The organism is Saccharobesus litoralis, assembly GCF_003063625.1.
In the GTDB taxonomy this organism is placed as follows: Bacteria; Pseudomonadota; Gammaproteobacteria; order Enterobacterales; family Alteromonadaceae; genus Saccharobesus; species Saccharobesus litoralis.
The window spans coordinates 5,404,497-5,418,276 of the sequence record NZ_CP026604.1 but is presented as its reverse complement, the minus strand read 5'-3'; the positions used below and the strand labels follow the sequence as shown (position 1 = coordinate 5,418,276).

The window sequence follows — 13,780 nt, the reverse complement described above, 5'->3', positions numbered from 1 at the left end:
TGTTGAATTAATAAAGAATCACGCCTGTGCGATATATAGAAAAACTTAAGAGGAGTTAGCGGAGCGAAAAATGCTTAAAGCGCTAAAGGTAAAATTGGTTACGCTACGCCCTGCATAAACACATGTTTTCTAATCAAAAAATACTGCCGACCCGTCGCACTTACAACAAGCTTGTTGCCAACGAGATGATGGAAGATTTTGCTCTACGCTTTACAGCGCGAAGAGCAAGGCAATGGTCATTAGGTTGGATCGCTAATACAGCTTTAGGCATAGTGTCTTTCTTGGTGCTTGAAGCTATTGGCGGTGCCATTACGTTAAATTATGGATTTGTTAATTCAGCTTGGGCTATTTTAGCGGTAGTACTGGTTATTTTTTTCTCAGGCCTGCCCATTAGTTACTACGCCGCTAAGTACGGTGTAGATATAGATTTGTTAAGTCGAGGTGCTGGTTTTGGTTATATCGGTTCGACCATAGCCTCGCTAATCTATGCCTCCTTCACTTTTATCTTTTTTGCTCTTGAAGCTGCCATTATGTCGATGGCGCTACAGATTTTATTTGGTTTACCCTTGGCGCTCGGCTATGTGTTAAGTGCGTTAATTGTTTTACCGCTTGTCACTCATGGTATTTCCTATATTAGCCGTTTTCAGGTTTGGACTCAGCCGCTTTGGATTGGCCTACAATTACTGCCGTTGTTTTTTGTCTTTAGCCATCCTGATAGCCAAGTGCAGGAATGGTTTAGTTTTCAAGGTAGTGAAACCGCCCATCCTGGTTTTGATTTAGTCTTTTTTGGCGCAGCTTCGGCTGTGTTGTTATCTTTGGTTGCGCAAATTGGCGAACAAGTTGATTTTTTACGCTTTTTGCCGGAAAAACCACAAAAGCGCCAATGGCGCTGGTGGCTAGCACTGACTGCGGCAGGCCCAGGTTGGATTATTTTTGGTGCGCTCAAACTATTGTTAGGTTCTTTTTTAGCTTACTTGGCACTTAAGCAAGGCATTCCAGAAAATGTCGCTGCCGATCCGGCGCATATGTATCAAATGGCGTTCAGCTTTATGTTTGATAACCCGACATTGACTGCCGTAATTGCTTGTACATTTGTTGTGGTCAGCCAACTCAAAATTAATGTTGCCAACGCTTATGCCGGATCCTTAGCCTGGTCAAACTTCTTTTCGCGGGTTACCCATAATCACCCAGGGCGTGTGGTATGGATGTTTTTTAATGTCGCCATTGCCCTATTGCTGATGGAATTGGGGATCTATCAAACCATTGAAAGCATGTTAATGGTTTATTCTGTGGTGGTATTGGCTTGGTTGAGTTCAGTTGTCGCCGATTTAATTATCAATAAACCATTAGGGTTAAGCCCAAAGCATATTGAGTTCAAACGCTCAAAACTATACGACATTAACCCTGTCGGTGTAGGCTCTATGATTATTGCGTCATTTGTTGGCTTTACCGCCCATATGGGCTGGTATGGGCAAACGATTGAAGCGCTGGCATCGTTTATTGCTCTCGCTTTGCCCTTAATCACAGTGCCATTAATTGGCTTTTTGACTAAAGGTAAGTTTTATCTGGTGTCTGGCAACAGTGGCTTAGATAAGGATAACGTTGATAGCAATAGTCTTGATAACGATAGTTTTGATTCTGGCAGCGCTGAGCTAGCGCCGCTAACTCAATGTCATATATGTGAAAACGAATTTGATCGCGAGGATATGACGTTTTGCCCAGCTTACGGCAAGCATATTTGCTCTTTGTGCTGTAGTTTGGATGTACGCTGTGGCGATATGTGTCGGCCGCAAGCAACGTTAGCTGCACAGTCGCAACACTTTTTTCAGCGTTTCTTAACGACTGACTTACTTAAAAAAATGACTACGCCTTTGATGCAGTTTTTGGCGGTCACTTGTTGTCTAAGTTTTATTGGCGCTGGGATTTTATTCCTGATTTATTTGCAAATACCGGTCGATGATATTGAGTTACGCGCGGTATTTTCTTCAACGCTAGTCAAAATATTCTTCTTATTATTGATTATTATTGGTGTGGTCAGTTGGCTGTTTATTTTGGCGCGTAGCAGTAATCGTTCGGCTTTAAAAGAATTGCGTTCACAAACCCGAGCATTGGCCAATGAGATTGCCGCGCATGAAAAAACCTCTCATGCTTTACAGGATGCCAAAGAAGTCGCTGAATCAGCCAATGAAGCGAAAAGTCGTTATCTTGCTGGTTTAAGTCATGAACTGCGCACTCCGCTTAATGTGTTGCTTGGCTACGCCCAGCTTTTAAGTCAAGACCAAGCGATTCCGGCTGATAAGCGCGAATCGCTTGGCGTATTAAAGCGTAACGGTGAGCATTTAGCGGATCTGATAGAAGGTTTGTTGGAGATCTCGAAAATCGAAGCAGGACGTATGCACTTGCAAAGAGATGAAGTGTGTATCAAACCCATCATTGAACAATTAGCTGAGATGTTTGAGTTACAGGCGAAAAAGAAAAACTTAGCTTTTATTTATCAACCGTGTCGACATTTACCTGAGTATGTCGCAACGGATAAGCAACGCTTTCGCCAAATTCTGATTAATTTATTGTCTAACGCCATTAAATATACTGAACAAGGTTCGGTTACGCTTGAGGTTAAATATCGCAATCAAGTCGCGCAGTTTATTGTCAGCGATACTGGGGTCGGCGTAGCACAAGAAGCGCAAGAGTTGATTTTTAAACCATTTGAACAGATCCGTAACGCCCATACGCAAGCTATTGGTGGCACAGGTTTAGGCTTGACTATATCTCGCTCGTTAGCCGAGTTAATGGGCGGTGAAATTGCTTTGCAAAGCCGAATTGGCCAAGGCTCAGTTTTCACCTTGAAGCTTATGCTACCTAAACTAAAGCATACTTATTCCGAGCCGGAACTGGCTAAATCACGGGTGGTTGGTTATAGCGGCTCGACTAGAACCGTTTTAGTGATTGATGATGATATCAACCAGCGCTATTTATTGCGGGATTTGTTACAACCTATTGGCTTTAATGTGTTACAAGCGGCTGAGGCTAAGCAAGGGTTAGAAGTACTGGCGCGTAATCCAGTCGAGTTGATTTTGTTAGATGTGCGAATGCCAGAAATCGACGGCTGGCAAATGGCCAAGCAGGTAAGAGAGCTTGGTTATGATATGCCAATCATTATGGTTTCAGCTAATGCTCGAGAAGTGAGTGGTAACAAACAAAAAGACAATTATCACAACGATTATATGGCTAAACCGATAAACCTTGATGCTTTATTGGGGAAAATCGGTCATTGGCTAAATTTAGAATGGCAATATCAGTTTATCAACGACGATAAGCAAGAGTTAATGAGCTCGCAACAAGAAAAGCCGCCAGTTGATCCACAACAATACCAAAAGCTAATTGAGCTTGCTGATATTGGCTACCTAACGGGTATTAGTGAGCAACTAAACGAAATTAAACAAAATTACTGGGTGCCAGAGGACGTGCTGTCAACGATAGATGGCTATTTGCAAAGCTGCAACTTCCCTCAAATGAGCCAATATTTGAAAGAGTTGACGCATGAATAGCAAGATAAACGATGTAGTACTAGTGGTGGATGATTCGCCTGAATCTTTGGGCATGCTTAATGTTGCGTTAAATACGGCTGGCTACACAGCACTGGTTGCATTGAATGGTGTGCAAGCCTTATCTATTGTTGAAAAAGTCGAGCCGGATGTCGTCCTGATGGATGCCATTATGCCAGAGCTTGATGGCTTTGAAACTTGTAAGCAATTAAAGCAGCGTTTACCTAATGTACCGGTAATTTTTATGACAGGCCTAACCGATGTTGAAGATGTGGTGAAGGGGTTTGAAGCTGGCGGTGTTGATTACGTGACCAAGCCGATTGCGCCGGATGAAGTGATTGCGCGCATTAAAACCCATGTGCAAACTGCAAAACATGCGTTAAGTGCGCAAAACGCCTTAGATCATGCGGGTAAAAATGTATTCTGTGTTAATCAACAAGGTCAACTTGCTTGGGCAACACCACAAGTACATGACCTAATCGAGCAAACCATGGAAGAACAGGCTGCACCTTGGGCTTGTTTGGCTCAGTTAATTGGTGAATGGTTAGCGCAACATCAGCAACCTTTGGTACTAAAGCAGTTTAGTAAGCCATTGGAAATTATTTTTGAGCGTCAGCAAGATGACTTATTCTTACTGCGTATTAAGGCGGTAACCGCCAGCAAGCAACCAACAGATCTGCAAGCTGCATTACCGATTACCAAACGAGAATCAGAAGTTTTGTATTGGTTATCGTTTGGCAAAACTAACTGGGAGATTTCACAGATATTAGAAATGAGCCCACGCACAGTAAACAAACATTTAGAACAGCTATACAAAAAGATAGGAGTCGATAATCGCACAGCGGCGGCTTCTATTTCTATTCGTGTGCTGGAAGCTTAACGTTTATAGTTGAGTCAGCTCTTTCGTTAATACATCATAGCTATCTATGGCTGGGTATTGGGTAATGTCGCGTCTTGGTTTTTTACTGTCGGGGGTGTAGATAGAGAGTAAATGTTTGATGCCAAACTCTTTCGCTTTATCGAGAATAGGTAAGCTGTCATCAATAAATACGGTGCGTTTTTTATCAAATCCTAGCTTTGCCTGAAGTTGCTGCCATAACTCTATTTGTTCTTTGGTCACGCCAAACTCATGAGTTGAAATAAGCTCATCTATATATTCGGCTAGCGCGGTCTGTTCGACTTTAAGTGATAAGCTATCAGGGTGAGCGTTAGTCACTAATACAACGCGTTTACCTGCTTTTTTCAAGGCATTAAGAAAATCCGGTACGTCGTCGCGCATTTGGATTAAGTGAGCGATTTCGCGTTTAAGTTTGGGAATATCTATTTGTAAGGTTTGCCCCCAGTAATCCAAACAATACCATTCTAGCTTGCCATATAAGTCGTGGCACATATTGTCGATATCGGTTTTAACTTGTTCGTAAGGTAAATTTTTAATTTCGGCGTAGCGTTTGGGTAGGTATTCCATCCAAAAATGATTATCGAAATGAAGGTCAAGTAAGGTGCCGTCCATATCTAAAAGTACGGTATCAATATCTTTCCATTGCAGCATAATGACGAATGATGTATATAAGAACAATTGACGCATTGTCCTGTGGTCGCTGTAAAGTGTCCAATTAATTTTTAATATAGTCAAAGCGATCAGGTTTTAGGGGAAGCCGTCAAGCTTCGAATCCCCATGAGCATATGCTCTATTATGTGATTGGGGTTGCCTAAAGGGATTTAGGTAGTAGAACGACGCAGGAGCCAAAGTCGAGAGTAAGCGCTGACAATGAACCATAAGACCTGAGCGAGAAGACTATAAAAGCGCAGGAATACGAAGGCTAAAATGAGCGATAAGCTCCCAGAGAAAACACTCCCTACCATATTAGCGACAGAGACCGCCGCTAAAAGCCGCCTGTTTGAAGTGCAAAGTGTTAGTTTGCAGTTCAGTAATGGCGAGCAACGTTTGTACGAACGCATGAAAAGTTCGGGGCGCGGTGCGGTTATGATTGTCGCAATGCCTGATCCAGAGACTATACTATTAGTTAGAGAATACGCCGCGGGTACTCATGATTATCAATTGGGCTTACCTAAAGGTTTGATTGACCCTGGTGAATCAGCAAGCGAAGCAGCCAACCGAGAGTTAAAAGAAGAAGTCGGATTTGGTGCTAATACGTTAACCCAACTTAAAAGCTTGTGTTTGGCGCCCGGTTACTTTGGTGGCACTATGCATATTTTACTTGCCCAAGATTTATACCCTGAGCAACTCATTGGTGATGAACCCGAACCCTTAGATGTTGTCCCTTGGTCAATTCATCAGTTAGATGAATTATTGGCACGAGATGATTTTTCTGAAGCCCGCAGTGTAGCTGCTATTTTTCTAGCGCGGAGGCATTTGAACCTTGCAACCTGAACCTAGTGCCCTACTTGAACCTGTAAAACAAATAGCCCGTGAAGCAGGCTTGGCCATTCTCGATATTTATGACTCGGGCAATTTTGAACTGCAACAAAAAGATGATGAATCGCCGGTGACGAGTGCCGACTACGCTGCGAATGATATTTTAGTGGCGGGTTTAAAAGCATTAACGCCTAAAATTCCGATTATTTCTGAAGAAACAACGGCGGTTAATTTAACTCAACGTCAGGCGTGGAAACGATACTGGCTGCTTGATCCTATGGATGGCACCCAAGAGTTTGTTTCGCGCAGCGGTGATTTTGCGGTGAATATAGCTCTTGTTGAAAATGGCTGGCCGGTAATGGGCGTGATTTACTGGCCGACAAAAAATACCTTCTATTATGCAATTGAAGGGCAAGGCGCTTTTAAGCAAAAGTCGGCCGAGCCAGTGCCAATTTCAGTGCGTAACATCGATCAGGATGAACGTAATATTAAACTTGCTGTGTCGCGAGTGCAGAAAAAAGATACGGTTACTCGCTATTTAATGGATGGCTACGACTATGAAATGGTACCGTTAGGTAGTGCATCGTTAAAAAGCTGTTTTATTGCAGAAGGTAAGGCAGATTGTTATTTACGCATTGGGCCAACAGGCGAGTGGGATACAGGTGCTAGTCATTGTATTATTGAGGAAGCAGGCGGCCGTATTTTAGATAGTGAATTCAACGGCTTGAGTTACAATAAACGTGACACATTCGCCAATCCTGACTTTATGGTGTTGGGTAATCAAGATATTGCATGGCATGATGTGATTAAACCTCATAAAACTACTCGTAAATTAACGGACTAACAACCCATGAAAAAACTACTTACAGGTGTTGTCCTGTGTTTGCCTTTGTTGGTAAATGCAGCATGGCAAGCAGACCAATCTAATTCAACTATTCATTTTTTGTCGACTAAAAAACAGCATATTGTTGAAGTACATTCGTTTGATCGTTTCACTGCTAATGTTGCAGATAATGGCGACGTTAGTATCAAAATAGACCTAACTTCAGTCAATACCGCTATTCCTATTCGTAACGAGCGAATGCAAAAGTTTTTATTTGAAACAACCCAATTTAGCTCTGCAACACTGACGGCTAAGGTTGAACCAAGCGTACTTAAGCAACTGGGGGTTGGACAAACTATTAAGCAAACAGTAGTTGCGCAACTTTCTATTCATGGTGAAACACAAGCCGTATCTGTGGATGTGAGCGTAACGGGCCTGCAAAATGGTGGTGCTTTGGTGCAAAGCGTTAAGCCATTACTCATTGATGCACGCCAATTCGGCATGACAGCTGGCGTTGATAAGTTAAAAGAGCTAGCGGGCTTACCGTCAATCGGGTATGTGGTGCCGGTTACTTTTTCTCTTAATTTAGCGCAATAAGTTTTTACTCAGTTTTACCGCTTTGTCGTCAACAGGCAGGCAAAGCGGTACATTGAACTTTTTTCTGATTTAACCTTCTAATTTTCTTATCTTTATTAGTAATTACTTTAACGATTGTCTAAAGTAAAAAACGTATTTTTGCCTTTTCTATTTGGAATAAAATTAACAACAAGGTCGTCTTTTATGAAATTTAGCTTAAAGCCTTTAAGCCTAGCGTTAGCTGCTGTGCTATTTGCTGGTTGTAGCATCACACAAACCAATACTGGTGATGGAAATATTGTTCCTACTGTCGCTCCAGCTCCTGTCATTCCTGAACTAACTTATGTGCGCACTGTAGAAGGCATTGATGAATATACATTGCCCAATGGTTTAAAAGTTTTATTACTTGAAGATGCCGCTCAGCCGAAAACCTTAGTTAATATTACCTATCGAGTCGGCTCTGTTCATGAAGAGTATGGTGAAACTGGCATGGCGCACCTACTTGAGCATATGCTATTTAAAGGCTCGACCAACTATCCCAAAATAGAAGATGAATTTAAAAAACGGGGGATGGGCATAAACGCCACGACTTGGTTAGACAGAACTAACTATTTTGAAGTGTTTGAGACCAACGATGACAATTTAGCTTGGGCGCTGGGTATGGAGGCGGATCGTATGATCAACGCGACTTTTACCGAAGACGAGCTAAAAAGTGAAATGACAGTAGTACGTAACGAAATGGAACGTGGTGAAAATAGCCCAGTTCGTATTTTGTTAGCGCGCATGGCGTCAATGGCTTACTTATGGCATAACTACGGCAACTCGACTATTGGCGCACGTTCAGATGTCGAGAACTTTCCTTTTCCTAAATTACGCGCTTTCTATAAAAAACACTATCGTCCAGACAATGCGGTTTTAACCATAGCAGGGCGTTTCGATAAAGAGAAAACCAAGCAAATGATAGCGGAAAAGTTTGGTGTGATCGCGAAACCAGAAACACCAATCGAGCCGCTGTATACCAAAGAGCCAACCCAAGATGGTGAGCGCATTGTTAATTTACGCCGCGTGGGTGATGTGCCTTGGGTTGGATTGTCTTACCATGCGCCTTCGGGTTTACACCCAGATGCCGCACCTATCCGCGTGTTGCAACAAATACTGGGCGACAATGCCCGTGGTCGGTTAAAAGCCGATATTGTCGATAAGGGTATTGCAACTGCAGCTTATGCGTTTTCGTTTATGTTAAAAGACAGCTCGCGCATTATGTTTGCTGCGCAAGGCAGTAAAGATCAAGCAACAGACAAAATGGAACAAGCGTTAATCGCGCAAGCGGAAGATCTAATCAATAACCCAGTGACCGAGGAAGAGGTTAAACGGGCGAAAACCACCTTGTTAAAGCAAACGGAAATGGCCATGCGCAATGTGCAAGGGATTGGTATGGAGTTATCTGAATATATTGCTAAAGGTGACTATCGCCATATGTTCTACTTCCGTGACTTGATTGAGCAGGTGACACCAGAACAAGTTAAACAAGTTGCTGAAAAGTATTTAGTGCGCAGCAATCGTACTTTGGGACGTTTTATTCCAACCGAAAAGCCTGTACGTGCTGAAATTCCTGAAACAGGTTCACTTGATGAAATCTTAAAAGACTACAAAGGTAAACAAGTCGCTAGTGCGGGTGAAGTTTACGATAATACGGTAAGCAACATAAAAGCGCGTTTGCAAGCTGAAACCTGGCCAAATGGCACAGAGTTACAGGTTTATCCTAAACAATTACGCGGTGATGAGATCCATATCAAAATGACTTTACCAACCGGCTCTGCCAAATCATTAGCTGGCAATGTCGCTGCATTTAATATGCTGGGTAGTCAATTGATGTCAGGCAGTCAAAAATACAGCAAAGCGCAGTTGGCTGATAAACTTGATGCGATCAAAAGCACTATGAGCGTCAGCTCTCGTTTGGGGGAGTGGCACGTTAATGTCACGACAGATAAAGCCAACTTTGCTGAAGCGGTTAAATTATTAGGTGAAATATTATCAAAACCTACTTTTCCGCAAACTGAGTTAGATAATGCCATCCGCGCCAGTGTTTCAGGCTTGGAGCAGCAACGTAATGAACCTAGCGCGCGCGCATTAGACAATTATCGTAAGTCTCTAAATGCTTACCCGCAGGGGCATCCACGAGCCTTTGTTGAGTTAGATGATAAAATTGCTGAAATTAAAAGCGTGACACGCCAGCAGCTAAGCGATTTATATCAGCAGCACATAACAATTAATCATGGGGTGATCGCCATTGTCGGTGATATTGAATTAAACCAAGCTTCAAGTGCGTTACAAGCAGCAATAGGCCACTTAAATAAAAACGTCGAATTTAAGTACATGGCTAACCAAATGCATGACAAGCAAGGACTTTCTGTTAGCAGTGAAACGCCAGATAAAGCCAATGCTAGCTTGTATATAATTAATCGTCTTGATTTGAAACCGTCTCACCCAGATTACTTGGCGTTGAATATGGCAAATTCCATATTTGGTGCGGATACCTTTAGCTCACGTATTGGTAAGCGCATACGGGTAGAAGAAGGCTATAGTTACTCGGTGCGCTCCGGTTTATCAGTTGATGAAATGGACGAACAAGGGGTGTTCTGGGCCATGGCGATTGCCGCACCAGAGAATGTACAAAATGTAATTAGAGCTTATAAAGAGGAAGTGCAAAAAGTGCTCGACAATGGCTTTACCGCCGAAGAGTTAGCGCAAGCTAAGGAAGGTTTTATTAATAGCCGTAAACGAGCTTGGGCGAGTGATGCCGGTATTGCCGACATTCTTAATTATAATAAGCAAATTAAGCGTGATTTAGCGTTTTATGATGAGCAAGAAAGTCAATTGGCTAATGTCTCATTGGAACAAGTTAATCAGGCGTTTGCTAAGTATATTGCCGCTAAAGAGATCAATACATTTATGGCAGGTGATTTTGCTAAGCTGAAAAAATAGTAGCTTCTTAGTATTGTAGAGGCTTTAAAAAAGGCGAGTACCATTAGGGCTCGCCTTTTTTCGTGGTAAACTGCAGATATGAGCGTTAACCCTAGTAAATTAAGATGACAACATTTAAACATATTAATTGTGCCGATACGGCTGAAAAATTGGCCAATGGCGAATGCGTGATTGCCGATATTCGTGATGAAAATTCCTATAATCAAGCGCATATAAAAGAATCATTCCATTTAACTAATGGCTCTATCAGTCAATTTATGCAGCAGGTTGATGAAGACAAGCCGGTTGTTGTGGTGTGTTATCATGGCCGTTCTAGCCAAGGTGCGGCGCAATATTTAGTCGAGCAAGGCTTTGAAGATGTCTACAGTATGGACGGTGGCTTTGAAGCTTGGCGTCAATCATATCCGTTTGCTAGTACAGATGACCAATAAACAGCAGCCTCACTCAATACCGGCATTTGCTGTCGCGGCGTTTGATAATAAGCGAGCGGCATTGGCGATTGCCGATTATTTGTCTGTCCAAGGTATTAGCGCGGAAACTAAAAGCCAAGACAATGAAACCTTGGTGATTGTTTTTAATGAATCGCAAGTGCCTGATGCGCGCAAAATCGTAGAAAGCTTTATCGCCAACCCCAATGATCCTAAGTTTTTAAATGCCTCTTGGCAACGCAATCAAACGGCAGCGGTCGACTACCAAGCAGATAACTCGGCACTGGTCAGTGCTTTAAAAAGTACTGGCTGGTTAACCATAAGCTTGTTAGTTGTCATAGCGACGCTGCATTTATTGATGCATTTAGGCGCGGCTAATACGATTTGGCAGGCGTTACACTTCCCATATCAACTGACTCAAATAAGTCTAATTGAATTGTATCGTTTATGGACTCCCGCATTATTGCATGCTGATGCACCCCACTTAGTGTTTAATTTATTTTGGTGGTGGTGGTTAGGCAAACGGATTGAGGCTAATCAATCTCGCTGGCGTTTACTCAATGTCACTTTGCTGACTGGGGTATTGGCGCACGTGTGCCAATATTGGGTCACAGGGCCTAATTTTGTTGGCTTATCCGGTGTCGTTTATGGCCTATTTGCTTACGTTTGGTTGTACGGGCGGTTTAGTCGATTAAGTGACTATCAAATTCCTAATGGCTTAGCGGGTTTAATGGTGCTCTGGTTAGCGATTGGTTTTTCTGATGTTTTATGGGTTTCTATGGCAAACTGGGCACATTTAGCAGGATTGCTAACCGGACTGGCTCTAGCATTTATCGATGGTTATTCATTACCGAAACAAACTAAAAGCCCTTAACGGGCTTTTAGTGGTAGATGTATTTGGTAAAGAGTAAGTCGTGAATGATCTCGTCTTTGGTTTCACGCTTTAAAATCAGCTTAACTTGATCGGCGCACTTTTTACGGATCTCTTCGCGTCCGGTTAACGACTTGACTTTATCTTCCGATTCGCGGCCAATTATTGTGATAATGGCATCACGTAGCACGGGTTCGTGATGTTCAACCACATCGATGTTTTCGGCATTTTTCAGCATTAACTCTATAGTAATGCGAACAAAACCAGGCTTTTTCTTATTACTAATGTAGTTAGTAGTGATATCAGGTTCCATGCCAAAGTAGCCAAAGCTATCTTCTGCATACGACGTTGGAACCAGTACTAAAAGCCAAGTTAAAATAAGCCACTTAACGCTTTTAATCATAGGTTTTCTCATGTTTCCTGAATCTAATCGAGTTTATAGTCTTCTCGCTCTGGTTTTACGCTTTATTGCCAGCGCTTATTCTCTGAATCAAGCGCCTAAATCAAATAGTAGAGTATGTGATCATTGAGCGTTAAAACCAGATTGTGTTGTCTACACACTCTGCCGATGCTTAAAGTTTAGCATACGCGAAATTACATATATTCAAAACTCAATTATGCTAATTTTTTTATAATTTTTTCTAAATAACCATGTCACTCACAAAGCTGAATTGGCAGGGTAAAACTGCTATTATGCGCCAAAGTTCAATATACGTATCTAGCAATTTTGAGCAATTTGCTTTACCCCATACCATTAAAACCTCATTGGTTAGCTAAAAATAGCGAGTTGTTGTCTCAGTGTGATCAGGTGAGTGATCAGTTGCAAGACTGGCTATTTGATCAATCGTCGCTGACGGCTCGCTTAAAAGCGCATTGTCAGCAGTTTCAAGTAGAAGTCGTATTTGAACAAAGTATAAGTCATGCTGCGATAAACGAAATAATACCAGAGCAATTAATTGATCAGGAATATTGGCAACGCCAAGTGCTTTTATATTGTGATGGTAAGCCTTGGGTATTTGCTAGTACGTTAATTCCTCAGAGCACCTTACACAAAGGTAATGGCTTTTTAGCTGCTTTAGGTGATAAACCTCTTGGTGAAGCTTTATTTAATCACAGAGCGGTAACCCGCGGAGAGATTGAAGTTGCCCCTTTCCCTGAATTTGAACCTAGCTTGAGCCGTGAACAGGTGATTTGGGGACGCCGCTCTATTTTTGAAATTTCGGCTTGGCCTTTAATGGTTAGCGAAATATTTTTACCTGATTGTGTTGCTTATGTTGAGTTTGAATAACCCTGAAAAACGTTTAGCTTATGCGCAATTAATGCGTTTAGATAAACCCGTCGGTAATTACTTACTATTGTGGCCTACATTGTGGGCTCTGTTTAGCGCTAGCCAAGGCTTTCCCTCATGGCATTTAATGGTGGTGTTCGTGTTAGGCGTATGGGTTATGCGTGCTGCAGGGTGTGTCATTAATGATTTTGCCGATCGCAATCTTGATGGAGCGGTAGAGCGTACCAAAACTAGACCCCTAGCCACTAAAGTTGTATCAGCAAAAGAAGCTTTGATATTGTTTTTCGTATTAATTTTGCTGGCATTTTGTTTGGTATTAACCCTCAACTGGCACACGATATTGCTATCTGTTGTTGCTCTCTTATTAGCCAGTTTATATCCATTCATGAAGCGATTTACTTATTTGCCACAATTCGTGTTGGGTGCGGCCTTTAGTTGGAGCATTCCAATGGCATACATGGCAGCAAGTGAGCAGTTACCAGCCGCTTTGTGGGTATTGTATGTTGCCAATTTAATTTGGACAGTCGCGTACGATACTTTGTATGCCATGGTTGATCGAGATGACGACCTCAAAGTGGGGATTAAATCAACGGCTATTCTCTTCGGCCAGTTTGATAAATTGATAGTAGGCGTTCTGCAAGCTTGTTTTATTGGCTTGATGGTGCTTTTTGGCGTAATGACAGATTTAACTTGGCCATTTTACAGTGCTTTGATCATAGCGAGTGGCATGCTTATTCGGCAACAGCTTTGGGTTAGAAACCGTGATAAGCAAGCTTGCTTTAAGGCGTTTTTAGATAACCACCCAGTGGGTATGGTGATTTTTATTGGTCTAGCGGCAAACTTTTGGTTATCCGCAATTTAACTCATCTCTTAACCTTATTTTGGTT

12 protein-coding genes are annotated in these 13,780 nt (G+C 42.3%); 10 read left to right on the top strand and 2 right to left on the bottom strand.

What is annotated here, in order from left to right:
- The first annotated feature begins 122 nt into the window (after window positions 1-122).
- Together C2869_RS20715 and C2869_RS20710 are read left to right on the top strand one after the other, a co-directional pair.
- Window positions 123-3,548: a hybrid sensor histidine kinase/response regulator gene (locus tag C2869_RS20715; protein ID WP_108604720.1), complete on the top strand. Its 3,426-nt coding sequence runs from the start codon at window positions 123-125 to the stop codon at window positions 3,546-3,548.
- Window positions 3,541-4,425, top strand: coding sequence for a response regulator transcription factor (locus C2869_RS20710; protein WP_108604719.1), 885 nt, complete (start codon window positions 3,541-3,543; stop codon window positions 4,423-4,425). Before C2869_RS20715 ends, C2869_RS20710 begins: the two co-directional genes overlap by 8 nt.
- Window positions 4,426-4,428: 3 nt before the next feature.
- Here C2869_RS20710 and yrfG read toward each other — a convergent pair whose 3' ends face one another.
- Window positions 4,429-5,094: a GMP/IMP nucleotidase gene (gene yrfG / locus C2869_RS20705; RefSeq protein WP_108605151.1), complete on the bottom strand. Its 666-nt coding sequence runs from the start codon at window positions 5,092-5,094 to the stop codon at window positions 4,429-4,431.
- 276 nt (window positions 5,095-5,370) lie between these two features.
- Here yrfG and nudE point away from each other — a divergent pair, with 276 nt between their 5' ends.
- From nudE to glpG, 6 genes are all read left to right on the top strand, one after another.
- Window positions 5,371-5,937 carry an ADP compounds hydrolase NudE gene (gene nudE / locus C2869_RS20700; protein ID WP_108604718.1) on the top strand — a complete coding sequence of 189 codons (567 nt, stop codon included), beginning with the start codon at window positions 5,371-5,373 and terminating at the stop codon, window positions 5,935-5,937.
- The gene (cysQ, locus tag C2869_RS20695) at window positions 5,927-6,766 is read left to right on the top strand and encodes a 3'(2'),5'-bisphosphate nucleotidase CysQ (protein ID WP_108604717.1); all 840 of its coding nucleotides are present in this window, start codon (window positions 5,927-5,929) and stop codon (window positions 6,764-6,766) included. Before nudE ends, cysQ begins: the two co-directional genes overlap by 11 nt.
- Before the next feature lie 6 nt (window positions 6,767-6,772).
- On the top strand, window positions 6,773-7,342 hold the full coding sequence (locus tag C2869_RS20690; RefSeq protein WP_108604716.1) for a YceI family protein: 570 nt from the start codon (window positions 6,773-6,775) through the stop codon (window positions 7,340-7,342).
- 183 nt (window positions 7,343-7,525) lie between these two features.
- Window positions 7,526-10,306 (top strand): M16 family metallopeptidase, encoded by a 2,781-nt coding sequence (locus tag C2869_RS20685; protein ID WP_108604715.1) that lies wholly within the window; start codon window positions 7,526-7,528, stop codon window positions 10,304-10,306.
- 104 nt (window positions 10,307-10,410) lie between these two features.
- Window positions 10,411-10,737, top strand: a complete 327-nt coding sequence (gene glpE / locus C2869_RS20680) for a thiosulfate sulfurtransferase GlpE (RefSeq protein ID WP_108604714.1) — start codon at window positions 10,411-10,413, stop codon at window positions 10,735-10,737.
- Window positions 10,727-11,608 carry a rhomboid family intramembrane serine protease GlpG gene (gene glpG / locus C2869_RS20675; protein WP_159084261.1) on the top strand — a complete coding sequence of 294 codons (882 nt, stop codon included), beginning with the start codon at window positions 10,727-10,729 and terminating at the stop codon, window positions 11,606-11,608. Before glpE ends, glpG begins: the two co-directional genes overlap by 11 nt.
- Window positions 11,609-11,615: 7 nt before the next feature.
- Here the strand turns inward: glpG and C2869_RS20670 are convergent, their stop codons facing one another.
- The gene (locus C2869_RS20670) at window positions 11,616-12,008 is read right to left on the bottom strand and encodes a flagellar basal body-associated protein FliL (protein WP_108604712.1); all 393 of its coding nucleotides are present in this window, start codon (window positions 12,006-12,008) and stop codon (window positions 11,616-11,618) included.
- Window positions 12,009-12,332: 324 nt separating this feature from the next.
- Between C2869_RS20670 and C2869_RS20665 the strand changes: the two genes are divergently transcribed.
- Both C2869_RS20665 and ubiA read left to right on the top strand, forming a co-directional pair.
- Entirely contained in the window at window positions 12,333-12,893 is a 561-nt protein-coding gene (locus C2869_RS20665; RefSeq protein ID WP_159084260.1) for a chorismate--pyruvate lyase family protein, read from the top strand.
- On the top strand, window positions 12,877-13,755 hold the full coding sequence (gene ubiA / locus C2869_RS20660; RefSeq protein WP_108604710.1) for a 4-hydroxybenzoate octaprenyltransferase: 879 nt from the start codon (window positions 12,877-12,879) through the stop codon (window positions 13,753-13,755). Before C2869_RS20665 ends, ubiA begins: the two co-directional genes overlap by 17 nt.
- Window positions 13,756-13,780 lie beyond the last annotated feature (25 nt).

Excerpts from the sequence above, each read along its gene's own strand:
- C2869_RS20715 (WP_108604720.1), top strand. The coding sequence starts at position 123 with ATGTTTTCTAATCAAAAAATACTGCCGACCCGTCGCACTTACAACAAG.
- C2869_RS20710 (WP_108604719.1), top strand. The coding sequence starts at position 3,541 with ATGAATAGCAAGATAAACGATGTAGTACTAGTGGTGGATGATTCGCCT.
- yrfG (WP_108605151.1), bottom strand. The coding sequence starts at position 5,094 with ATGCTGCAATGGAAAGATATTGATACCGTACTTTTAGATATGGACGGC.
- nudE (WP_108604718.1), top strand. The coding sequence starts at position 5,371 with ATGAGCGATAAGCTCCCAGAGAAAACACTCCCTACCATATTAGCGACA.
- C2869_RS20690 (WP_108604716.1), top strand. The coding sequence starts at position 6,773 with ATGAAAAAACTACTTACAGGTGTTGTCCTGTGTTTGCCTTTGTTGGTA.
- C2869_RS20685 (WP_108604715.1), top strand. The coding sequence starts at position 7,526 with ATGAAATTTAGCTTAAAGCCTTTAAGCCTAGCGTTAGCTGCTGTGCTA.
- glpE (WP_108604714.1), top strand. The coding sequence starts at position 10,411 with ATGACAACATTTAAACATATTAATTGTGCCGATACGGCTGAAAAATTG.
- glpG (WP_159084261.1), top strand. The coding sequence starts at position 10,727 with ATGACCAATAAACAGCAGCCTCACTCAATACCGGCATTTGCTGTCGCG.
- C2869_RS20670 (WP_108604712.1), bottom strand. The coding sequence starts at position 12,008 with ATGATTAAAAGCGTTAAGTGGCTTATTTTAACTTGGCTTTTAGTACTG.
- ubiA (WP_108604710.1), top strand. The coding sequence starts at position 12,877 with ATGTTGAGTTTGAATAACCCTGAAAAACGTTTAGCTTATGCGCAATTA.